Genomic DNA, 22,991 nt, shown 5'->3' on the forward strand with positions numbered 1-22,991 from the left:
AATTCCAAAAATTGATACAGGACTTTTGCCCAGTTTTCCGCTTGTCATGTGGCCTTACACAAAACTTAACGACCACAGAGCTATCTGGGGCGAAGATTTTATTATTCTCAAGCAGGACAAAGACTGTAAACCACCGTTTAAAATTGGGTATCCAAATTTAGATGGTTGGGCTTGTTATTTAAATGACGGAGATCTGTTCGTAAAATACTACAAACATATAGAAGGTGCTGAATACCCAGATTTTGGGTGCTCATATGAAACATATACAACTGATTTCATGCTTGAGATGGAAACATTAAGTCCTCTTTACAATTTGCTACCTGGCAGTGAGATTGTACACCACGAGGAGTGGGAACTCAATAAAGTATCTGGGGAGATTAGGTGCGAAGATGATGTTAAAAGATTAATCCTGCCTCTTGTAAAGAAGGACGAAAAATAAAGGCAAGAAATGAATCAAAAAAATACTTGTATAATCTATGGTTGCACTCAAAAAGGGGGCTTTCCTTTTTAGCTGGAAAACCCCCTTGTCTTTTTACCTTATCACTCTTTTTGCCATCATGAACGATGTACCATACTTTGAAGTAAGGTCTGAAATTGTAACACAGCCTCTTGCACTCGATGCATGAATATATTTACCACCACCCAGATAAATTCCAACGTGATTGATATAATTTCTACCACCGTCTGTATCAAAAAATACCAAATCACCAGGTCTTAACTCATTATATGATATTCTCACACCGTCTGTAGCTGCCATGTCAGCTGCAGTTCTTTCTAAGCTAATCCCAAAGTTTCTAAACACATATTGAACAAATCCTGAACAGTCAAACCCTGTCGAAGGAGATGAACCACCATATCGATACCGTATCCCTAAAAGGTTTTTAGCAAACCCAAGTATTCTATCAGCTAAACTGCCATTGTAAGCAACTTGAGCTTCCCTATCATATCTGCCACGTGATGATATCTTTGTTGTAAGGTTTGTTGACATTTTTAAAAGGTAATATGCCATATATCCAACTGTGCCATCGAGCGTTTTTACCTTTATCCAACCGTTTCGCTCTCTTGCCAAAACGTATACCTTGCTACCCTTCTTCAATGTTTTTAGTATTTTTGAGGAAGTGGACATATTACTTCTGACCCTTGCATTGTCTTTTAGAACGGTTGCCATCGGCATCTGAGAAACTACTTGCCTTGTATTTGTAGAACTTTTTACTGCATTTGAAGTACTGCTGTCTTTTGTAAGCTTTATGTAATCAGATTTAACATACCCAACAACACCATCAAATGAAATCTTAACCCATCCACCTGTGGATGATAAAACCTGCGCTTTAAAGCCTTTTGGAAAAACTCCTAATACTTTTGATGATGTTGAAGGACTGTTTCGGATGTTGACAGTAACTGTTGCCTCCGCTGTCTTTGCAAAACCTTTGCTACTCCATGTTATAAGCAGCAAAAACATCAAAATTCCAATTAAAGCTTTAGTATTCATTTAAAAACTCCCTTCTTTTTTGGGCTTACGGGATTAGCTGACGGGTTCGGGACAAGAAGGACATCCCTACGGCAGCCAAAGCTTGCCGATTCACCCCACAATAAAGCTGGTTCTCCCGCTGCATGGGGCAAATTTAACAAACTGCCTCATGCATTCAGCCACTTTTGTTAATCATTTTGATGTTATTATTTTATTATAATTTCGATATTACGTCAACCTCTTTTTACGAAATTGTTACACGAATGTTGCTAAAATATTACTGCTCAAAATCCTAACTCCTCTTTTACTATTATTATCTTTATACGCCCTTTTACAGGGTGCCTCCTTGTGACAACAATATGGCTGCATATACAGTCCTGGCTCAAACAATCATGACATTTACCAGAAGAAGTACAAGGTGTATTCTTTGAAAGTCTTTTTGCATTCATAGGTGATGCAATGTTTCTTACCCTGTTTATTCCTTCCTGCTCATTCAAGACAAGCTTGTTTATCCCAACAATTACTATCACGTTTTTTGGTCCAAACATCAAAGCTGCAAGTCTATTACCATTGCCGTCAATATTGATAAGTTTGCCATCAAGGGTTATGGCATTTGAAGACATAATATAGTAATCTGCCCAAAACGATTTTCTGTAAATCTCTCCAAGCTCGTCGCCACTTAACCCCTCTTTGTACCTGTCCAAGAAGTTAAACTTCCCATTTCTCAAAAAATCAATTACCCCACACTCAAAAAGCGTCATTGAACCTCCACACGAAACCACTGAACCTTTTTCAATTATTTTTTCTAAAAGAGGTACAATATCCTCTTTTTTGTCTACAATAAAACATTCAAAATTTCTCAACTCAAGGTTTTTCTTCAAAGTTTCAAGATTTATATCAATCCACCATTTTTTGTTTGGATTCATTATTTTTTCTCCTCCCTTTGAAGTATGTGTTTTAGCTCCTCTAAGGTATTTAAAACAACAGCTTTTTCTTTTAGGCTATTGTAAAGACTTGTTGCTATTCCATTTGTAAAGTCACGATTTGAAATATCTTCTTGTTCTATAATAAATAGTTTCTTTGCAAACCTTAGTGATTCAAGATTTTTTACATTCTGAATTCCAAACGGAATATCGCACAAAATACAAAAATCTGCTTTCTTTATTAGCTCAACATTTTCAATGTACTCTACTTCTCCAATTGGCATAAATGGCATTGTGAAAACTGTGTATATAGAAAGTGCCTGAGCAGTTTCATAGTCTGTGTCATTTGTTGCAAGAACACCTGTTGTAACCTTAAATCCCATCTCAACCAAAAGTTTAAAAACTGCTTGTCCTTGACCTCCGCCTGCTACAACGTGCACATGAACACCCTTTTCATATTCTTTTTGAATTAGTTCAATGTCAAATATTCCAAATGGATTTCTATAGACAATTGCTTCGGTATTGTACACCTTTTTTATATTCTCTGCATTTATCACATCCTGTGGCCTTCCAAAGTCTACAATTTTGCCATCTTTCATCAAAAAGACAATGTCACAAAACTTCGCCGCGAGTTTAATGTTGTGAAGTGCCATTATTGCAATCTTGCCTAATCTCACTTCATCCTTTACAATATTTAAAATCTTTTCTTGATGTGTAATGTCAAGGTTTGAATTTGGCTCATCTAAAAGTAAAACTTTGCTCTCTTGGGCAAGTACCCTTGCAAACGAAGTTCTTTGCCTCTCACCACCTGAAATCTGCAAGATGCTTGAATACTTTTTTGCTGTTAACTCAACCATATCTATTTTCTCTTCGGCAACTTTCTTGCTCTCTTTGTCGTTTGAAAACCTACTCTTTTCGTGTGGGTATCTTCCCATCATTACTATGTCAATCACCGTAAAAGGAAAGTTTGAGAATACACTTTGGGGCATATAGGATATAATCTTTGCTCGTTCAATATCAGAAAGCGAAAATATATCGGTTTGATTATAAAAAACCTTTCCTTCAAAAATTTTAACAATCCCTGCTAAGGCCTTAATGAATGTACTTTTCCCACTTCCATTTGGACCAACTATCCCATAGACTTTTCCTTCTTTAAATTCTATTCCATTTTCGACTTCTACTATGGGTTTTGTATACCCACACTTTAGACTTTCTATATAAAGAGACATAATATCAAATTGTCACCTCATTCTCGCGCTTTTTTAAAAGGTACAAAAAGTACGGTGCACCCACAATTGAGGTTATAATCCCAACCTTTACTTCAATTGGTGAAAACAGCACTCTTGCAATTGTGTCGCACACAATCAAAAAAATTCCACCACCAAGAATTGAAGCAGGAATGAGCTTTCTATAATCACTTCCGACAATTAGTCTTAAAATATGTGGTGTTATCAGCCCCACAAATGAAATCGCACCTGATACTGAAACTGCAATCCCTGTTAAAAGAGAAACTAAAACTAAAAGCTGTTTTTTGAGCCTCTCAGGATTGACACCAATTGTATAGCTTTCTTCTTCTCCTAATATTAGAATGTTTATCCTCTTTGCGAAAATAAGTGAACACAGTATCAAAATAACAAGAGGCACAAAACTTATCTTCACATGTGTCCAACTACGGCTATCAAGCCCGCCAAGCATCCAAAATATATACTCGCTTACCTGGTACTGATTGATGTTTGAAAGGATAAGGGAATTTATTGAGGATATAAAAGTGGATACAGCAATGCCAATTAATATCAGGTTCAAAATGGGAGTTTTTCCATCTTTTGTTGCAAGCTTGTACACTAAAAAAGAAATACCAAGTGCACCTACAAATGAAAATAAAGGTAAATAAAAAATGCTTATGGTGTTGAACGAAAGAGCAATACAAGAAATTGCACCCAGGCTCGCACCGCTTGATGTTCCAATTATACCCGGATCTGCCATAGGGTTTCTATAAAGTCCCTGCACAAGTGCTCCTGCAACAGACAAGCTCATGCCTACAATCATAGCAATTATTATTCTGGGAAGTCTAATCTGGCCTATAATTGTCAAATCCATCTGGCTGACCCCAGCTACTTTAAAACCAATGAGTGAAAAAAGTGCCTTTAAAACACGAAGGGGAGGGATAAACACACTTCCCACCCCTATTGAGACCACAAATACTATTAAAAGTATTACGCACAGTACTACTAAAACCTTTTTCAATACTTACCACCACTTCAAAATCTTTTGTGTTATTTAAACAGATATGGATAAGCAGCCTTTGCTAAGTCGTAAATACCTTCAACAATGTAATGCGAAACAGTTTGAACGTGTCTATCGTCAAGTATAATCACTGCGTTGTTTTTAACAGCTTTTAGATTCTTAAAAGCAGGGTCTTTTTTAAACTCTTCTACATATTGCTGAGAAGTCTTTTTTGGATTATATGAAGCAGAAGGAATAACAATAATGTCTGGGTCCCACTCTAAAATCTGTTCTTTTGTAATTGTTGGCCAACCTTTCAAACCTGCAACAGCAGCTATGTTTATAACCCCCGCAAATTTTGCAATCTCATGCTGTGTTGTGTTTCTTCCATATGTTGAGTTAAAGTAATATGTGTAGAAAAGCACATACTTTTTCTTTCTTAAGTATTTTACCTTTTTTTGGACAAAGTTAATTTTGTCATCCATGTACTTTATAAGAGCCTGGCCTTTCTGAATTTCACCTGTTAGCTTTGAAAGATTTATAATCTCCTTTTTGATATTTGAAATCGAATTTGGATTTAAACTTACATATATTGGACACTTAAGCCCCTTTTTCAAAAGGTCATATTTTGACTTGTCTATATAATAGGGAACAATTACAAGGTCAGGATTTGCAGCAATTATCTTTTCAATGTCATTGCTTGAATATCTACCTTTCACATTTTTAGCCAAGTTCACAACGTTTGAATTGTTCTTATCATCTGCAAATATAGAAAGACCTATAATTCTGCTTGGTGAAACCATGTTCAAAAGAATTTCATCTGTCTGAAGTGCCAATGAAAGAATTCTTTGAGGTTTTTGTTTTACTGTAATGCTATTACCTTTTCCATCTTTTACTGTAACCGGAAAATCCGCAGCACGTGAATAAAGTGGCATCAAACTTATCGCAAGTGCAATCAATACAACAATAGCAACAATTCTTCTACTCATTCTCATCAGTGTCTCCAACCCCTTTATTTTGTAATATTCACTTGCACCATTATATCACACAAGTTGCTCTATGTCTATACTAATTATTTCTGTCTCTTCCGGAAATAAATTCAATATAGTAGGATCGTAACACAGCTTACAATTAGCACGCCTTATAAAGCCGCTGATAGGAGATTTCAACGTATATGTTTTGTAAATTGTCTCAATTCTCGCAAATTCTTCTCCCTGCTGAATATACCCATTTGTCTTCAAGAATTCGAATATAACAATATCACCAAGTTCTCTTTCTAAATTTTTTGTAATACCAACTGATGCCAGCGAACCATTTAATTCAACCCATAAATCGCCATAAAGAAGTCTCTCATTGTAAAGCATCTTTCTTCAGTCCTTTTTACTTTGTTTTACAAATTTATCTAACTCGTCATATGTCATCATACCAACATTTTTTGCTACTACTCTGCCATTTTCATCTAATAGAAATGTGGTTGGTATCCCCTCTATCCCAAAATTGGATGCAATTTTGCCATCTTTGTCAAGCAAAACAAGGTAACTTACACCCATTGATTTTAAAAACTCTTTGACTGTATTTCTATCCTCTTGAATATTTTATCCCGATCAAAACAATGTCTTTGTTACTTTTATGGAACTTTTCAAAGTCAGGAATTTCAGCTCTACATGGTGGACACCAAGTAGCAAAAAAGTTCAAAATCACCTTTTTGCCTCTAAAACTTGAGATCGAATATTCCTTGCCATCGACAGATTCAAGCTTAAACTCAATAGCACCATTTACTCTTACTTGTGACTTTGTCCGTGGAATAAATTGATAGACTAAAAGAGCAATGAGTACTGCAACAACTAATATAAAGATAACATTTTTTGCCCTTTGATTCAACATGTAATAGTTACCCCCTGTTTTAAATTTTTATCATCTTAAAAGATTTATCTTATCAAAAAATACAAGGATTCCAAAAATTATCATAAAAATACCTGTTAAATACTCTACTACTTTGACATGCCTATTTATAAAATCAAAAAAAACTTTAATTCTCTCTATAAAAAGAGAAGTTAACAAAAATGGCATGGCAAAACCAATTGAATAAAATACTAAAAGCATCACCCCTTTTACAAAAGTCTTCTGCACAGCAGCTAAACTCAAAATTGATGCTAAAATTGGTCCTACACAAGGTGTCCAGCTAATACTCAAAAGCATACCCAAAATCAGTGGAATTCTTTCTTTTTGATAATTACCGTTACCACCTATGGGTATAAATAACCTTTTTAAAAAATCTGGTGACAAATCAAGCATCACTAGACCCATCAAAATTAAAACTATTGCCGCTATTTTTACAATAACCCACTTATATTGCGAAAACGCTACTCCAAATAGCGATGCCAAGATCCCAAGCCCTACAAATACTATACTAAATCCTAAGACAAATAAAAAGGCATTTTTGGTTTTACTGCCTCTTTGTGAAAAAATATAAAGAATGTAAACAGGGACAAGGGGAAGAATACAAGGTGAGAAAAAAGACAAAAAACCAGCTACAACCGCTGAAATTATACTTACATCCATACTCTTCTACTCTCCTGCTACTTTATTTTATAACCGCCATTTACTATTACCCATACATCATCAATTGCTTTAAATCCCCTGCCATCGTTTTTGACAATTAGGACTAAATGATTTTTGGATATTTGTTGATTATTTCCAATATCCTTTGCCGCTGTTAGATCAATTAAAGATGCTCCTTTCGGAACAGTAGCAGTTGCTTTTCCCACCCTTAAAATAAACTCAGTTGAGGCATCAAAGACAATAACTTTTCCTTTTGGCACTTTTACTATTTCATATCCTTTTGTCAAAGCAAACTCACTTTTCGCCTGACCTTGTCCTTGTGCTTGAACTTTTAACTTGGCTTCTAAATCAGACACTTGTTTTCTTAGTTTTTCCACTTCTAAATTCAAATTAGAAAGCTGTTTTTGGAGCTGGATCACATCTGTACTATTCTGTGAAGTATTACTTGCTTTGCTGATTTTACTATCTAATTCATTTATCTTTGAATCTATGTAAGTTTTTAGCTGGTCGAGTTGCTTTTTAAAAAATCCGTATGTTATAAGAGCATTATTGTCAATTGACTGACTGCTTGCAAAAATTACTCCTGCACCCAATACTATTACCACAATGGCAATAACTATAACGTTTATGCCTTTTTTATACCAGCGCCTTCTTTCTTTTTCCAATCGTATCCCTCCGCTGTCCAGTCTATCAATCCAAGGCTAATTAAAATTGCTTGATTTACCTTTTCCATAACTTCATCAGAGAGCTTTCCAACCTTGTTCTTTAGCCTTACCTTGTCAATTGTTCTTATCTGCTCAAGCAAAATAACAGAGTCTTTTGTAAGGCCAAACTCTCCTGCATGAATTTCAACATGAGTTGGAAACTTTGCCTTGCCAATCTGCGAGGTTATCGCAGCAACAATTACTGTTGGACTGTATTTATTTCCTATGTCATTTTGAATTACCAGTACAGGCCGTATGCCACCTTGCTCAGACCCAACATGCGGAGCAAGGTCGGCATAGAATATGTCTCCTCTTTTAATTTCAAATGTCTGATTTTGGTTTTGATGTTGTTGCAGCACTTTTTCCACTCTCCGCTACCCTACCTTCTTCAAATTTATAAAAATCATGGTATAAATCATCATATATTATATTTTCATACTTTACAAGTCCCTCAAAGTCAAGAGCTAACCATTCATTTGCAATTGTCCTGTTTAAATCTGCATACTTTTTATAACAACTCTCAAGTTCCTTTTCAATTTTCCTCATCCTTCTTTTTATCGCAAAAGGTTTTATAAATCCATCATCATAAAAATCTCCACCGCGATATTGCAAAAGATATTTCACAATACGTATTTGCGGCATCTAATTTCCCCCTTGCAAAACAAAATATAAAAACATATTTATAAGGTATAGCGGATGAGCTTATCTTCATTATAAATTTTTTTGGTGCTTTAAATCAATGTAAATTTTTCATAAGATGTAGTTTAATATTTTGACAACTCGCCCATCCCTAATATAAACACGTGGAATTCTCTTACTGACAGAGCATATCACTTCATAGTTTATAGTGCCAATTTGCGATGCTAAATCATCTGCTGTAATCTCATTTTTCCCTTGCTTCCCTATAATTACAACCTCATCGCCAATCTTGACATCTTTAATATGAGTGACATCCACCATGCACTGGTCCATGCACACATTCCCTACAACTTTTGCATACTCTCCATTGATGAGAACACATCTTTTTTCACTTCCAACTCTTGTAAAACCATCAGCATATCCGATAGGTATCGTAGCAATCTTGCTCTTGCAAGGAGTCACGTACCTTCTGTTGTAGCTTATAGGATACCCTTCTGGCACCTCCTTTACATTGATTACTTTTGCCTTGACAGACATAACAGGCTTTAAGGAAATCTCTGTTTTTACTGCTTCGCTTGGATAAAGTCCATAAAGTACAAGACCAAGCCTTACTATATCAAGTTGATACTGGGGGAAACGGATTGCCGCGCTACTGTTTGCAATATGCTTATATTTAAAGTATACCCCATTTTTATTTAGTTCTTTCACAAAGTTTTCAAATTTTAAAAACTGTTCATAGGTAAAATTATCAGAGTGTGGGTCATCAGCTGATGAAAAGTGTGAAAATATACCTTCAAGTTCTATGTGTGAAAGGCTTGCAATTCTGATTATTGCTTCGATACTTTCTTTGGTGCACAAGAATCCAATTCTTCCCATACCAGTATCAACTTTGATATGTACCTTTGCCTTTTTCCCTATTTTCTTAGCAGCCTCATTTAGATAATATGCTTGCTCAAATGTGTACACTGTTTGGCTAATGTCATTTTCAACAACCTGTTCAGATAATTCAAAAGGAGTAAATCCTAATATCAAAATAGGAATGTCAAAATTATAGTGCCTAAGCTGCAAAGCCTCGTCTATTATTGCAACAGCAAGCATGTTAATTCCGTTTTTGACTAAAACCCTTGACACTTCAATTGCTCCGTGGCCATATGCATCGGCTTTAACAACAGCCATAATCTGAGTATTTGGCGAAATCTTTTCTTTGATGTTATTAACATTGTATATGAGGTTGTCAAGATTTATCTCTGCCCATACACGGCTGTAAAGAGACAATTTCCTTTCATCCCTTTCTGTATTTTTTATACTCTGTCAGGTAGATTGTCTTTATAAATCTTGCATCCTGATAAATTACAACTATTTTTTTTAACCTCTCATCCTCAAAGTAGTAATGCAAATACCTAATATCATCTTTTAATTCAATTGTGATTATTGTGGATTTTTCCTGTTTTACAATAGAATATTTTTCGCTATTTATAAGCTTATCAATATAGTATTCCAAAAAAATATCCTCTGCAATGTTTTTTAGATCTTTGCCTTCTAATATAACCTTTCCATTTTCCTTAGTTATTTTTATCTTTCTCTTATCTTTCTGAAACTCTGCCTCAACTTTTCCATTTATTCTTTGTTCGAAAAAAAAGTATTTTGAAACCATTTTGTTTGAAGTTATTTCCACAAATCCTTTTGCAATGTAATCTGGATAGATCTTAAGTGTACCTTGACTATTTCTACTCTTACAAGAGGTAAGTAACATGAAAATCAAGAGTATAAAAAATACATAACAAAACCTCTTCCACATTCTCTTATATAATTAACCTTCAATTACTCGCTTAAATGCAAAATCAAGATTCTCAATTATTTCTGAAGGCAAGATGGTCTGCATTGACTTTCTTTCAAGCAAAATATCAGCAGAAAGTGAATGCAGATAAACAGCAAGTTTTGCTGCATCTAAACCACTATATCCTTGTGCAAGGATTGCAGTAACTATACCAGTTAGAACATCACCACTTCCACCCTTCGCCATACCAGGATTTCCAAGTATATTGATGTATATATTGTTGCCATCTGTAATTATAGTCCTTGCACCTTTTAAAATGCATACACAGTCAAACTTTTTTGAAAGTTGAAGGGCTACGTCAAGCGGGTTTTTAGCAACCTCAGAAACATCACAGCTAAGTATCCTTGAGGCCTCTTTGTAATGTGGAGTCAATATCTTGGGTGCCTTGTATTCGTGCAAAAGTGTTTGAGCTTCTTTATTATTTGCCAAAACATTCAAACCATCTGCATCTATTACAATAGGTATTTGAAAGCTTTTTAAAATATGAATCAATATCTTTTCAACTTCTACAGAACTGGTAAGCCCACATCCAAACGCAATAACATCTAACCTTTTCAAAAACTCCTCTTTCTCTTTAAAACCCTCAAAAGTTACTACTCCATCCTTGCTTTCAATCGCTACTGTGATTATTTCTGGATTTCTAAAATTGTGCAGACTCAGACTCTCAATTGGTGAGAATAAAAAGCATAGCCCACACCCACTTTTTACACAAGCATTTGCACAAAGCACAGAGGCACCAGGAAAGAATTTTGAACCTGCTACAACTCCCACTTTTCCGTAGTCTCCTTTGTGTGTATCAGGGTAGCGGTAAAGCTTTTCAATATTTAGTTCTTCTCTGCTCAAAATTTTTGTACTGATCTTCTCTACAACCTTTTCAGGGATACCAATGTCTTTTACTATAAGTTTACCACACAAATAAGCCCCAGGATAAAGGATGTTTCCAATTTTAGGATACATGAAAGTAATTGTCTTGTTTGCTTTCACTGCAACTCCTTTTATCTGTCCTGTGTCAGAGCAAACTCCACTTGGAATGTCGATAGAATAAACATAGGCTTTCGAAGAATTTATATACTCAATTACCTTTCTGTACAAGCCCTCAACATCTCTTACAAGACCTATTCCAAATATCCCATCAACGATAATGTCAAATCTCTCATGATAAAGTCGCGCCAGAAGCTCTTCATTTAGTACTTGAATGTTTGCACTTAAGTTTTTTAATATGTTTAAAAAAACCTTCGAAGATGCACTTACATTCTCATCAAATATAAAAATCTGAACATTGTCTGATTGTTCTAAAAGATACCGCGCAACTACAAAACCATCTCCCCCATTATTCCCTTTGCCACAAAAAACAGCAATCCTTTTTTGCTTTAAATCACCTAAATCTCTTTTAATTTCCTCAAATACACAAAAGCCTGCATTCTCCATCAACACTACTTCAGGAATTCCAATCTCGCTTGTTGCTTTTTTATCTATTTGCTTCATCTGTTCAGAAGTTAATACATACATGCAAATTTCACTCCTCTTTTTCGGCAATTGCACAGGCAACTGCCACCGAGTTTTGATGTGAGATGCTCAAGACAATATTTGTAATTTTTAAATTCTCACAAATCTCTTTGGCTCTGTTGTAAAGCTTCACCTTTGGACACCCATTTGTATCCTTTTGTATCTCAATATCTTTAAATCCAAATACAATGCCTGTGGAAAGTGCTTTTGCCACAGCCTCTTTTGCTGCAAAATACCCTGCTATTGTTAGCAGATTGAAATTTTTTGAGCTTATATACTCAAGTTCTTTTTGAGTAAATACCCTCTTCAAAAAAGCATCAAATCTTTTTATATTCTTAAATCTTTCAACCTCAATAATGTCAATCCCAATATTAAATATCATTCCTGAAATTATTCCCCTTTTTGCTTAAAAATTACTTAAATTTTATTCGCAAAACTACAAAAAATAAAAACGGGAGGGGACAAAACATGAGTTTTATTAACTGCTCATATCCATGTAAATATCAAAAGGATGGATATTGTATTAAAACCCATATTTGCCCACCGTCAAAATACAACGCTGGCTTTTGTTTATTTTTTGAACCGGAAGAAAATTTTAAAAGAAAAAAGGAAAAAGAAAAAGAAGAACTTTAAATTTATTTTATCACATTCTCAACAAAGAAAGAATGCCAATAATTTTGAGATGTGAGTTCAGGATGAAATGTTGTTGCCAAAATAGTTCCTTGCAACACAGCAATAGGGGTGTCAAGCTGTGCCAAAACCTCTACATTTGAGCCAACATCAACTATCTTGGGTGCTCTTATAAATACACATTCAGTTGTCTTATTAAACCTTAGCACAAAAACTTCTTTTTTGAAGCTGTCAAGCTGGCTTCCGTAAGCATTTCTTTCAATTACTATGTCAAGTAGTGGCAAAACACCACTTCCCTGATTTTTTATGGTCTTTGACAGAAGTATTGCACCCGCACATGTTCCCCACATTGGCATACCTTGTTCTGCCAAGCTCAAAATTTTCTCCTTTACCCCAGTTTCTATTAAAAATTTTCCTATGGTTGTGCTCTCACCGCCTGGCAAAATCAAACCATCTATTCCATCTAAATCTTCATTTTTCTTTACCAAAACTGGTATGTGTCCTATTTCTTCAATCTTTTTTACATGCTCAATGACTCCACCTTGAAATGCTAATACTCCAATTTTTTTCAATTTTTAATTCCCCCTAAACTGCAAAAGTTCATTCTGGGAAAGATTTCTTAAATCAATTCCTTCCATCTCTTCACCAAGGTCATAAGAAATCTCTGCTAAGATTTTGGGGTCATTGTAGTAGGTTGTTGCCATTACAATTGCTCTTGCTCTTTTTTCGGGATTTTTTGACTTAAATATTCCAGAGCCAACAAATACACCATCTGCTCCAAGCTGCATCATTAAAGCTGCGTCAGCCGGTGTTGCAATTCCACCTGCTGCAAAGTTTACAACAGGAAGTCTTTTTAGCTCAGCAGTTTTTTTCAAAAGCTCATATGATACACCTAATTCCTTTGCATATGCATAAAGCTCATCCTCATTTAAAGATGCTGCGTATGCAATCTGTTTGTTAATTCTTCTTAAATGTCTTACCGCCTCAACAACATTTCCTGTTCCAGCCTCACCTTTTGTTCGTATCATGGACGCACCTTCTTGGATTCTTCTGAGTGCCTCTCCTAAATCTCTTGCACCACATACAAAAGCAGCTTTAAACTTCCACTTGTCAATATGGTGCTCCTCATCAGCAGGCGTTAAGACCTCACTTTCATCAATATAGTCAATACCTAAAGCTTCTAAAATCTGGGCTTCAACAAAATGTCCAATTCGCACCTTTGCCATAACAGGAATTGAAACAGCCTTCTTAATCTCTAAAATAATTTTTGGGTCTGCCATTCTTGCAACTTTGCCCTCTTTGCGCAGATCTGCTGGAACCTTTTGAAGTGCCATTACAGCAACAGCACCTGCTTTTTCTGCAATCTCTGCCTCCCTTGGCGATGTCACATCCATAATAACACCGCCTTTTAACATCTGGGCAAGGTTCTTATTGAGCTCATATCTTTCATTTACAACCTCGCTCATGAAATTGCACCTCCGTATCGATATAATTTATTGAACTCTTTTGTCCATTTTATTATAATTAAAATAAACTTTGTGTAAAGGCAGGATGACCATGTGTGTATCGATACAGCTTGATAAAGACTCAAAAAAGCCACTTTACATTCAGATCTATGAAGCTTTCAAAGAAAAGATTCTATCTGGTGAGTACAGCTACATGCAAAAACTGCCTTCTGTTCGTCAACTTTGCAAGACTTTAAATGTTAATCTTTCCACTGTCACAAAGGCTTTGAATCAGTTGCAACTCGAGGGGTATATTAAGGCAGTTGCTGGAAGTGGACATTACGTTGTTTATAACGAATATCAGGACAAGGTAATATTTGAAGAGGAGATTTTAAGCACGCCGTCAAGTGAGTTTATAAACTTTTCTTCTTCAAAACTGCCATATAGCTTGTATCCAATTGAACAATTTAAATGGTCTATAAATAGTGCAATTGAAAGCTTTGGACCACAGATTTTTGACTATATTGAACCATTTAAAAATCCATTGAAAGAGTACCTTGTTGAAAATTACTTAAAAAAATTTAAAGTTTATACTGATCCTTCAAATGTAATAATTGTATCTGGTGCTCAACAAGGGATAGAAATCACAACAAAAAGCCTTTTAAAACCAGGTGATACCATATTTATGGAAAATCCTTCATACTTGGGTGCATACCATATTTTTAGTAACATGCACTTGAATGTTATAGGAATTGATATAGACCAGATGGAGCAAATTGAAGACTATGTCAAAAAATTTTCTCCAAAAGCTTTTTACATAATTCCTTTTTCCCAAAACCCAACTGGTATTTCTTATACTGAAGAATACAAAAGATATTTGTGTGATATTGCCGAAAAATATAACTTTTATCTTATTGAAGATGACTTTCTTAGCGATGTAGTAGTAGAAGAGGGAAATTTCCCTATAAAGGCTTATGACAGACATGACAGGGTATTTTACATCAAAAGTTTTTCAACTCTTACAATGCCAGCGCTGAGGATTGGATTTGTGGTATCACCAGCAGAGTTTGCAGATGAAGTGGCTTATTACAAATCTACAGCAGATATCTCAACGTCTCTATTTATCCAGGTGTGTTTTGCAGATTTTTTGAAAAATCATTTTGATTTGTACATTCAAAAACTTAAATCTTACATCCAAGAAAAGCAAAAATTGTTTTTAGATTTAATAGTAAAATACGATCTGGCAAGTAGACTATTTACTAAGAGTCCAAAAGGTATATTTGTATCATTCTTGCTTCCACCAAAAATCTCATCAGCGTATATTTACAATAAACTGAAAGCTGAGAAAGTGTTTATACAACCCCATACATGTTTTTATCACAAGCCAAACTCTATAAATTTCTTTAGAGTGAGCTTCTTAAACTGTAGTGACGTGGAACTTCAAATTGGAATTGAGAAGATAAGAGATGCTCTAAAACTTATTTTACAAAAGGACGGTGAATAGGTCATGAGCTTGCAAACTAATAAAATTAAAGAAGTAATTGAGAAAAATATGAACCTTTTTGAAAATATCCGAAAAGAACTGCACAACATAGCTGAGCTATCGTTTGAGGAATATAAAACACAAAAATACATAAGAGAAAAATTGACTGAATGGGGAATAGAAAACTTTCCTGTTGCAAAAACAGGTGTAATTGGAATTATAAATAATTCGGATGAATGTGTAGCAGTCAGGGCTGATATGGATGCAATATTAGTTGAAGGAAAACCAAGACACTGCTGTGGTCATGACTTTCATATGGCAATTGTACTTGGCATTGCAAAGACCTTAATTGACATTGGCTATACAGGGTGTGTAAAATTTATTTTCCAACCTGCCGAAGAAGGACCTGGCGGTGCTAAAAAAGTAATTGAAGAAGGTGGATTGAAGAATCCAAATGTAAAAAAAATGATAGGTTTTCATGTTTGGCCAAAACTTGATGTTGGAATGATTGAAGTATCAAGTGGGGCTATTATGGCAAGTGTTGATGATTTTGAAATAGAATTTATTGGAAAAGGTGGACATGCAGCCATGCCAGAGCTTACTAAAAACCCTATTTATCCTGCAATAGACTTTATACAGAGTGCAAATAACTTTTTTTCAGCATTCTCCAAAAAAGTTTCTCCTTTTCATATATCCTTTTCGTCCATTAGCAGTGGCGAAACTTATAATGTGATTGCAAATACATGTAAAATAAAAGGTACTGTGAGAACATTTGATACTAAAGTCCAAGATTTTATTTACGAGAACATAAAAAAATTAGCAAAGTGCTCAGCTGAGAAATACAATGTACAGGTAGATATAAACTATTATTTCCAATATCCACCTTTGATAAATGACTCTAAGATTGCAGCAGAATTCTCAAAATCTGCTGAAAATATATTGGGTAAGGAAAATGTAAAGAGGGCTGAAATGAGCTTTACCGCCGAAGACTTTGCATTCTATTGTAAACAAGTACCCTCTTTTTATTTTAGGCTTGGAATAAAAGAAAATGGCAAAGGGGAAAATCCCTTGCACTCACCATCTTTTGATGCATCAGAAAAGTGTATTTTTTATGGAATATACCTTGTTGTGAACTACTTACTTACTATTTAGAAGAGCAAGCAGTACCTTTTGTGCACGTGAAAACTTATTGCTTCTTACGTAAATAGCAATGTACTTGTTCTTTGTATCAAACCCATATTTTTTAAGTATCTGAACATTGTCTGCCTTAATGCCATACAAGTCTTTTGCAGATTTGTCTTTTTCTTTAACATAACATGTATCATCAATAAATTTATTTAGCTTATTCTTGCTTACAAAAGATTTTAGTGAATAGAATGCTCCATTTTGAGCATAGTTTGTAAAGAGTTTTTTATCAAGGACATATATATCACCTTCACCTGCTGCAAGCATTACCATGAGTTTTTGCATAAACGCAAATTCTTGTTCAGATTTAGGAGTATCTCCTGTGTAGAGAATCTGGTCAATGTAAACTTTATCGCCTGACTTTTTTTCAAGCTCAGAAATCAATTTTTGAGCATTTTCATCCCCTATAAAATTGCCAACAAGGACAATCCTTACCTTTTTGTTGATATCATCTGCACTGCTTGAGCAGCCTTGAAGCAAAAACGCTAAAAAACCAATGAGAACTATCAAACTCATACTCTTTTTTAAATTTCTTTGAATCAAATCACATCACCTGCCTTTTTTTATTTTTAAAAAGGCAATGCCATCTAAAGCAAAAAGGGAAGAGCTATTTACAACTGTTGAATAGCTCTTCCCTTTATATTTTACTCCATTTTCTCTTACTTTACAATCTTAGCATACATGAAGTAGTTAAATCCAAGTGGTGAGATGTAGTAGTTCTTTACGTAGTCTCTAAGAAGCTGTCCTTTTACATAGAAGTAAATTGGAATAACAGCATAATCTTCCATTAAAATCTTTTCTGCTTCCATCATGTATTTCATTCTTTGTTTTCTGTCTGTTGTTCTCTTTGCTTTGTCGATAAGCTCATCATATTTCTTGTTGCTCCAATTTGTGTTGTTGTTGTCGCTGTATGATGTAAATAGATCTAAGAAGGTCATTGGGTCAACATAGTCGCCTATCCAACCATCTCTTGCAACCATGTAGTCTTTCTTCTGTCTTCTGTCTTGCAGTACTTTCCATTCCATATTGGAAAGTTTGACTTTGATACCAAGCTGCTGCCACATATTCTGAATAGCCTCTGCAATTTTCTTATGTCCCTCGTTTGTGTTGTAGATAATTTCAATTTCTGGGAAACCTTTACCGTTTGGATAACCTGCTTCTGCCAAAAGTTTCTTAGCTTTTGCTAAATCTGCTCTCACTGGCAGATAATTACCACTCTCTATTCTAAAATCTTTTGAAATACCTTTAATTCCATATGGTACAAATCCAGTTGCTGGTTTTTGACCAAGTTTTCCTATATTCTCTACAATATAAGTCCTGTCAATAGCAAGTGAAAGAGCTGCTCTTACTCTTTTGTCATTAAATGGTTTTACTTTGCAGTTAACATCATAGTAGTATGTTCCAAGAAGAGGCCATACTTTTAGCTTTTTCTCTTTGAGTAATCTTGGTATCTCTTCTGTTGGAACAGATTCTGCACCGTCAACTTGTCCTGCCTCATATGCTAAGAGGTTTGCTTTATCATCTTCTGAAAGTTTATATACAATCTTTTCAAGTGTTATTGATTTTGCATCCCAATATTTTGGGTTTTTCTTGAACTCAATGTATGAGTTATGAACCCACTTTGTCATTATAAATGGACCATTGCCTATATATGTCTTTGGATTTGTTGCCCATTTGTTACCATACTTTTCTACTATATCTTTTCTCACAGGGAAATATGTTGGGAAGTTTGTCAAATCAATAAAGTACGGTGTTGGCGCTTCTAATGTTACTCGCAGAGTCTTTGCATTTAAAGCCTTAACACCAACATCAGATGCCTTTGCCTTACCTTCATTAAACTTGCGACCATTCTTGATGTAATAAAGCTGATAAGCATATTCTGATGCTGTCTTTGGGTCTAATGCTCTTTTCCATGCATACTCAAAGTCATATGCTGTAACAGGTTTGCCATCTGACCACTTTGCATCTCTTAAGTAGAAGGTGTAAGTAAGACCATCTTTTGATACTGTCCACTTGTAAGCCATGCCCGGCACTGTTTCGCCTTTTACATTAACTCTTGTTAAACCTTCAAACACATTAATGATGATGTTTGCTCCATCAACCGCATTATTTAAAGCTGGGTCTAAATACCTTGGTTCAGCACCATTGATGTAAGTCAAAACCTGCTTTGCCGCAGCTTCTGTTGATTTGTAATTTGAGTTAATAAATAGGCCTGTCACCAAAAACATAACAAGTATAAACGCGGCAATAAGACGCTTTTTCATAAAAAATCCTCCTCCTTGAAAAGAAATTTTTTTATTTATCTTTACGTAGCCCACCTTTACTTTCTATCCATCAGATGGCAGGCTACGTAATGACCAGAACCAACATCTTTTAGCTGTGGTTCTTCTTCCTTGCACCTGTCAAATGCATATTTGCACCTTGTTCTGAACCTGCAACCACTTGGCGGATTTAGCGGGCTTGGAACATCACCCTCTAATATGATTCTTGTTCGTTCTCTTGAAATCTTTGGGTCAGGAATAGGTATTGCAGAAAGCAACGCTTGTGTATAAGGATGAAGAGGCTTTTCATATAGTTCATTGCTGCTTGCCAGTTCAACAAGTTTTCCTAAGTACATAACACCTACTCGACTGCTTATATGCTTTACCATTGACAAGTCATGTGCAATAAATAGGTAGGTTAACCCAAGCTCTTGCTGCAGGTCTTCAAGCATATTTACAATCTGAGCCTGAATTGAAACGTCAAGTGCTGATATTGGCTCATCACAGATTATAAACTCAGGCTCAACAGCCAATGCCCTTGCAATACCTATTCTTTGTCTCTGCCCACCAGAAAATTCATGAGGGTATCTATTTGCATGCTCGCTATTTAATCCAACAAGCCTCAACAGTTCTTGGACCCTTTCCTTTTTCTCATTGCCTTTTGCAATATTGTGGATTTCAAGCGGCTCACCTATTATATCTCCAACAGTCATTCTCGGATTTAGTGATGCATACGGGTCTTGGAAGATCATCTGCATGTATTTTCTGTAAGGAAGCATGTCTTTTTTTGTTATATCTTCACCTTTGAATATAATCTGACCACTTGTTGGCTCATAAAGTCTAATTATTGTCCTTCCTGTGGTAGACTTTCCACATCCACTTTCTCCCACAAGCCCAAGCGTTTCGCCTTTTTTTATAAAAAAGCTAACATTGTCTACTGCCTTGATATAAGCCCTTTTGCCGAATCCACTTCTTACTGGAAAATATTTTTTAAGGTTCTTTACTTCAATAAGGATTTCATCCAATTTTTTCACCTACCTCTTTAGGTAAATTGACAAATACAAAATCTTAGGCCCAGTTTTTATTCATTTACTACCTTTGCACTGCTTAGTAACTCTTGCGGAGCATATTCATGATTGAGCCAACACCTTGCCTGATGCCCATCCCCTACATTAAAAAGTGGTGGCCGTACCTCTAAGCACACCTTCATTGCATAATCACACCTTGGTGCAAAAGGACATCCTTTTGGTGGTTTTAAAAGGTCTGGCGGCTGTCCTTCAATAGGAACAAGCCTTTTCTTGAGTCCCAAGTGCATCTTTGGCACAGATCTTAGAAGTCCCCATGTATAAGGATGTTTTGGATTGTAGAAGATATCATCAACACTTCCTTCTTCAACAATTATCCCACCATACATAACAATAACCTTTTGGCATATATCAGCAACAACTCCAAGGTCATGTGTGATAAGTATTATAGACATTTTTAGTTGCTGCTGAAGCTTCTTTAGAAGGTCTAATATCTGTGCCTGTATAGTAACATCAAGAGCAGTTGTTGGCTCATCTGCAATCAAAAGCTTTGGATTGCAAGACAGTGCCATTGCAATCATTACCCTCTGACGCATACCACCTGAAAACTCATGCGGGTACTGTGAAAGTCTTCTTTCTGGACTGGGAATTCCAACTAATCTTAGCATCTCAACTGCTCTTTTTTTAGCCTCGGCAGTTGAAACTTTATTGTGAATCTTTATAGCTTCAATTAGCTGATTTCCTATTGTGAAAACAGGATTCAAAGAGGTCATTGGGTCTTGGAATATCATACTGATTTTATTTCCTCTTACATCTCTCATCTCTTTCTCGGATAGCTTTAAAAGGTCCTTTCCTTCAAATATAATCTGACCATCTATTATTTTGCCCGGCGGGGCAATAAGTCTCATAATAGACATTGATGTTACACTCTTGCCACTTCCAGATTCACCTACAATGCCTACCGTCTGTCCTTCATATACATCAAACGAAACATCGTTTACTGCCTTAACTTCTCCAACATGTGTAAAAAATGAGGTTTTTAAGTTTTTCACTTCAAGCAGTTTATTGGCCAACTTCTTTCACCTCAAATTCTATTAGTTATGAAGATAATTACTTTCTCATTCATGGGTCAAGTGCATCTCTAAGTCCATCGCCAAACAGGTTAAATGCCAATATTATTAAACACAACAAGAGCGACGGGAAAAATAGTCTGTAAGGGTATGATATAAAGCCATTTATACCATCAGATGCAAGAGAGCCAAGCGATGGAACAGGTGCATCAACGCCAAGTCCTATAAAGCTCAAGAAAGACTCAGTAAAAATAGCACTTGGAATCTGCAGCGTAGCCGTAACAATGATTGAACCCATGCTGTTTGGAATAAGGTGCCTTAGTAAAATCCTCCATCCACTTGCACCAATTGTCTTCGCAGCAGTAACATACTCTTGCTGTTTTAGGCTTAAAATTTCGCCACGAACAATTCTTGCCATTGATATCCAATATGTTAATCCCAAGGCAATATAGATACAAACAAGTGGTGCTCCTACTGTTTGAAGACCGCTTAAAAAAGAGTATTTGTCAAACAATTTCTCCAATGCAGGTTTTAATGAAACTGAAAGAAGAATTACATAAATCATCAAGGGCACGCTATATAAAATATCAACTATTCTCATCATTATATTGTCAACTTTTCCACCTATGTACCCTGAAATCCCGCCATACAATACACCAATCACAATATTTATAATTGTCGCAACTATACCGATGGACAAGGAAATTCTCATGCCATACAAACATCTTACGAAAAGGTCTCTTCCCAACTCGTCAGTTCCAAATAAGTGTTTCAGTGATGGTCCTAACGCCTCCTGCCCACGAAGCTGCTCATCATACCTGTATGGCATAACCATTGGCCCAACTATTGCAAGGACTATAAAAAACACTATTGCCCACATAGAAGCCATTGCAACCTTGTTGGCTTTGAGTCTTCTCCAAGCATCTTGCCAATAACTCATGCTTGGACGAACTATTGTATCAAGCTGTTTTTCTTCTTTTGAAATTGGCACAAAAAGTTCTCTTGATATATTCTCCATTATTTTCTTTGCCCCCTTAAAATTAGTCCTCAAGTTTAATACGTGGGTCTATAAATACATAGATGATATCAACAATAAGATTCATAAATATTAAAAATGCAGCATAGAATATTGTAGTTCCCATTACAAGCGAATAGTCTCTATTTGAGATACTATCAACATAAAATCTTCCCATTCCCGGTATTGAGAAAATCTTTTCAACCACGAAACTACCTGTCAAAACACCTGCAATAAGCGGTCCCAAATATGTTACAACAGGAATTAAAGAGTTTTTCAATGCGTGCTTGTACACAACTTTAAAATTAGAAAGTCCCTTAGCCCTTGCAGTTCTTATATAGTCTTGGGACAAACTTTCAAGCATACTGCTTCGAATGAGCCTTGCAATAAAAGATATTGGATATGCTGCCAAGGTTATCACCGGCAGAATATAACTTCTTGGTTCATCTAAACCCATTATAGGCACAAGTTGAAGCTTCACACCAAAGATGTACATTAAAATTATTGCAAGAACAAAGCCAGGTATTGTTATAAATATTGTAGCTAACACCATTGAAAGATGGTCTTGCCACTTTCCTTGGTTCACAGCCGACCAAATTCCCAAAGGAATCCCAACCAATAGACTCACAATTATCGCTATAATACCAATCTTCGCGGAAACCGGAAATGTTTCAGCAATAATCTCATTTACTGTTCTTCCCTGGTTTCTCATTGAAATTCCTAAATCACCATGAAGAAGGCTTTTTAGATATTTTACATATTGAACACCAATTGGCTGATTTAAGCCATATTTTTCGTTTAAATTTTTCAAAATCTGTTCAGGTAGTGTTTTTTCACCTGTAAAAGGCCCACCGGGTATCATTCTCATAAGGAAAAAGGTTACAGTTATAATTACAAACAGAGATACAGCTGACCATAATAACCTCTTTAATATGTATCTTGCCACTTCTTCTCTCTCCTTCAGAATTAATTTTATAGATAAAATGTGTATATTCATGCAATTGTTTGAATATTT

At 35.5% G+C, this 22,991-nt stretch carries 26 protein-coding genes, 1 pseudogene and 1 riboswitch; of the genes and pseudogenes, 3 read left to right on the top strand and 24 right to left on the bottom strand.

Annotation, left to right across the window (positions count from 1 at the left end):
- Positions 1–439: pseudogene (locus tag H964_RS09035) on the top strand (hypothetical protein); the annotation flags it as partial.
- A 93-nt stretch (positions 440–532) separates the two neighbouring features.
- On the opposite strand, the gene H964_RS09040 reads toward H964_RS09035, so the two are convergent.
- From H964_RS09040 to pdxS, 18 genes are all read right to left on the bottom strand, one after another.
- Positions 533–1,489 carry a C40 family peptidase gene (locus H964_RS09040; protein ID WP_039766873.1) on the bottom strand — a complete coding sequence of 319 codons (957 nt, stop codon included), beginning with the start codon at positions 1,487–1,489 and terminating at the stop codon, positions 533–535.
- Positions 1,490–1,496: 7 nt separating this feature from the next.
- Positions 1,497–1,659, bottom strand: a riboswitch (cyclic di-AMP (ydaO/yuaA leader).
- 93 nt (positions 1,660–1,752) lie between these two features.
- Positions 1,753–2,394 carry a lactate utilization protein gene (locus H964_RS09045; protein ID WP_039766875.1) on the bottom strand — a complete coding sequence of 214 codons (642 nt, stop codon included), beginning with the start codon at positions 2,392–2,394 and terminating at the stop codon, positions 1,753–1,755.
- Positions 2,394–3,620 (bottom strand): ABC transporter ATP-binding protein, encoded by a 1,227-nt coding sequence (locus H964_RS09050; RefSeq protein WP_039766878.1) that lies wholly within the window; start codon positions 3,618–3,620, stop codon positions 2,394–2,396. The genes H964_RS09045 and H964_RS09050 overlap by 1 nt, the downstream gene beginning before the upstream one ends.
- A 4-nt stretch (positions 3,621–3,624) precedes the next feature.
- Complete coding sequence (locus H964_RS09055; protein ID WP_039766881.1) at positions 3,625–4,635, bottom strand: FecCD family ABC transporter permease; 1,011 nt, start codon at positions 4,633–4,635, stop codon at positions 3,625–3,627.
- A gap of 29 nt (positions 4,636–4,664) precedes the next feature.
- Complete coding sequence (locus H964_RS09060) at positions 4,665–5,609, bottom strand: ABC transporter substrate-binding protein (protein WP_039766884.1); 945 nt, start codon at positions 5,607–5,609, stop codon at positions 4,665–4,667.
- A 48-nt stretch (positions 5,610–5,657) separates the two neighbouring features.
- Positions 5,658–5,978 (bottom strand): glycine cleavage system protein H, encoded by a 321-nt coding sequence (locus tag H964_RS09065; protein ID WP_039766886.1) that lies wholly within the window; start codon positions 5,976–5,978, stop codon positions 5,658–5,660.
- A gap of 6 nt (positions 5,979–5,984) precedes the next feature.
- Positions 5,985–6,164, bottom strand: a complete 180-nt coding sequence (locus H964_RS13255; protein ID WP_272943688.1) for a TlpA family protein disulfide reductase — start codon at positions 6,162–6,164, stop codon at positions 5,985–5,987.
- Positions 6,165–6,192: 28 nt separating this feature from the next.
- Positions 6,193–6,498: a TlpA family protein disulfide reductase gene (locus tag H964_RS13260; RefSeq protein WP_272943689.1), complete on the bottom strand. Its 306-nt coding sequence runs from the start codon at positions 6,496–6,498 to the stop codon at positions 6,193–6,195.
- A 30-nt stretch (positions 6,499–6,528) separates the two neighbouring features.
- The gene (locus H964_RS09075; protein ID WP_039766888.1) at positions 6,529–7,176 is read right to left on the bottom strand and encodes a cytochrome c biogenesis CcdA family protein; all 648 of its coding nucleotides are present in this window, start codon (positions 7,174–7,176) and stop codon (positions 6,529–6,531) included.
- A 17-nt stretch (positions 7,177–7,193) separates the two neighbouring features.
- A complete protein-coding gene (locus H964_RS09080; RefSeq protein WP_039766890.1) occupies positions 7,194–7,841 on the bottom strand; it encodes a hypothetical protein in 648 nt (215 codons plus the stop codon).
- Complete coding sequence (locus H964_RS09085; RefSeq protein ID WP_237738262.1) at positions 7,802–8,200, bottom strand: type II toxin-antitoxin system PemK/MazF family toxin; 399 nt, start codon at positions 8,198–8,200, stop codon at positions 7,802–7,804. The genes H964_RS09080 and H964_RS09085 overlap by 40 nt, the downstream gene beginning before the upstream one ends.
- Before the next feature lies 1 nt (position 8,201).
- Complete coding sequence (locus H964_RS09090) at positions 8,202–8,522, bottom strand: hypothetical protein (protein WP_039766893.1); 321 nt, start codon at positions 8,520–8,522, stop codon at positions 8,202–8,204.
- A 108-nt stretch (positions 8,523–8,630) separates the two neighbouring features.
- Positions 8,631–9,794 (bottom strand): alanine racemase, encoded by a 1,164-nt coding sequence (gene alr / locus H964_RS09095; RefSeq protein WP_039766895.1) that lies wholly within the window; start codon positions 9,792–9,794, stop codon positions 8,631–8,633.
- A 7-nt stretch (positions 9,795–9,801) separates the two neighbouring features.
- The gene (locus H964_RS09100) at positions 9,802–10,317 is read right to left on the bottom strand and encodes a hypothetical protein (protein WP_039766897.1); all 516 of its coding nucleotides are present in this window, start codon (positions 10,315–10,317) and stop codon (positions 9,802–9,804) included.
- Between the two features lie 12 nt (positions 10,318–10,329).
- Positions 10,330–11,865, bottom strand: coding sequence for a bifunctional ADP-dependent NAD(P)H-hydrate dehydratase/NAD(P)H-hydrate epimerase (locus tag H964_RS09105; protein ID WP_039766900.1), 1,536 nt, complete (start codon positions 11,863–11,865; stop codon positions 10,330–10,332).
- Between the two features lie 7 nt (positions 11,866–11,872).
- Positions 11,873–12,244, bottom strand: a complete 372-nt coding sequence (gene acpS, locus H964_RS09110) for a holo-ACP synthase (protein WP_039766903.1) — start codon at positions 12,242–12,244, stop codon at positions 11,873–11,875.
- Between the two features lie 253 nt (positions 12,245–12,497).
- A complete protein-coding gene (pdxT, locus tag H964_RS09115) occupies positions 12,498–13,064 on the bottom strand; it encodes a pyridoxal 5'-phosphate synthase glutaminase subunit PdxT (protein ID WP_039766905.1) in 567 nt (188 codons plus the stop codon).
- 3 nt (positions 13,065–13,067) lie between these two features.
- The gene (pdxS, locus tag H964_RS09120; RefSeq protein ID WP_039766907.1) at positions 13,068–13,958 is read right to left on the bottom strand and encodes a pyridoxal 5'-phosphate synthase lyase subunit PdxS; all 891 of its coding nucleotides are present in this window, start codon (positions 13,956–13,958) and stop codon (positions 13,068–13,070) included.
- Positions 13,959–14,049: 91 nt separating this feature from the next.
- Between pdxS and H964_RS09125 the strand changes: the two genes are divergently transcribed.
- On the top strand, positions 14,050–15,441 hold the full coding sequence (locus H964_RS09125) for an aminotransferase-like domain-containing protein (RefSeq protein WP_039766909.1): 1,392 nt from the start codon (positions 14,050–14,052) through the stop codon (positions 15,439–15,441).
- Positions 15,442–15,444: 3 nt separating this feature from the next.
- Complete coding sequence (locus tag H964_RS09130) at positions 15,445–16,572, top strand: M20 family metallopeptidase (RefSeq protein ID WP_039766911.1); 1,128 nt, start codon at positions 15,445–15,447, stop codon at positions 16,570–16,572.
- On the opposite strand, the gene H964_RS09135 is transcribed toward H964_RS09130, so the two are convergent.
- The 6 genes from H964_RS09135 to H964_RS09160 all read right to left on the bottom strand — a co-directional run bounded on the left by H964_RS09135 (position 16,558) and on the right by H964_RS09160 (position 22,922).
- Complete coding sequence (locus H964_RS09135) at positions 16,558–17,121, bottom strand: hypothetical protein (RefSeq protein WP_039766980.1); 564 nt, start codon at positions 17,119–17,121, stop codon at positions 16,558–16,560. The two genes, H964_RS09130 and H964_RS09135, sit on opposite strands and share 15 nt — an antisense overlap.
- A gap of 143 nt (positions 17,122–17,264) precedes the next feature.
- Complete coding sequence (locus tag H964_RS09140) at positions 17,265–18,869, bottom strand: peptide ABC transporter substrate-binding protein (protein WP_039766913.1); 1,605 nt, start codon at positions 18,867–18,869, stop codon at positions 17,265–17,267.
- 56 nt (positions 18,870–18,925) lie between these two features.
- Complete coding sequence (locus H964_RS09145; RefSeq protein ID WP_039766915.1) at positions 18,926–19,891, bottom strand: ABC transporter ATP-binding protein; 966 nt, start codon at positions 19,889–19,891, stop codon at positions 18,926–18,928.
- A gap of 56 nt (positions 19,892–19,947) precedes the next feature.
- On the bottom strand, positions 19,948–20,964 hold the full coding sequence (locus tag H964_RS09150) for an ABC transporter ATP-binding protein (protein ID WP_039766917.1): 1,017 nt from the start codon (positions 20,962–20,964) through the stop codon (positions 19,948–19,950).
- A gap of 49 nt (positions 20,965–21,013) precedes the next feature.
- A complete protein-coding gene (locus H964_RS09155; protein WP_039766919.1) occupies positions 21,014–21,979 on the bottom strand; it encodes an ABC transporter permease in 966 nt (321 codons plus the stop codon).
- 22 nt (positions 21,980–22,001) lie between these two features.
- A complete protein-coding gene (locus tag H964_RS09160; RefSeq protein ID WP_039766921.1) occupies positions 22,002–22,922 on the bottom strand; it encodes an ABC transporter permease in 921 nt (306 codons plus the stop codon).
- Positions 22,923–22,991 lie beyond the last annotated feature (69 nt).

The organism is Caldicellulosiruptor sp. F32 (assembly GCF_000404025.1).
GTDB lineage: Bacteria > Bacillota > Thermoanaerobacteria > Caldicellulosiruptorales > Caldicellulosiruptoraceae > Caldicellulosiruptor > Caldicellulosiruptor saccharolyticus.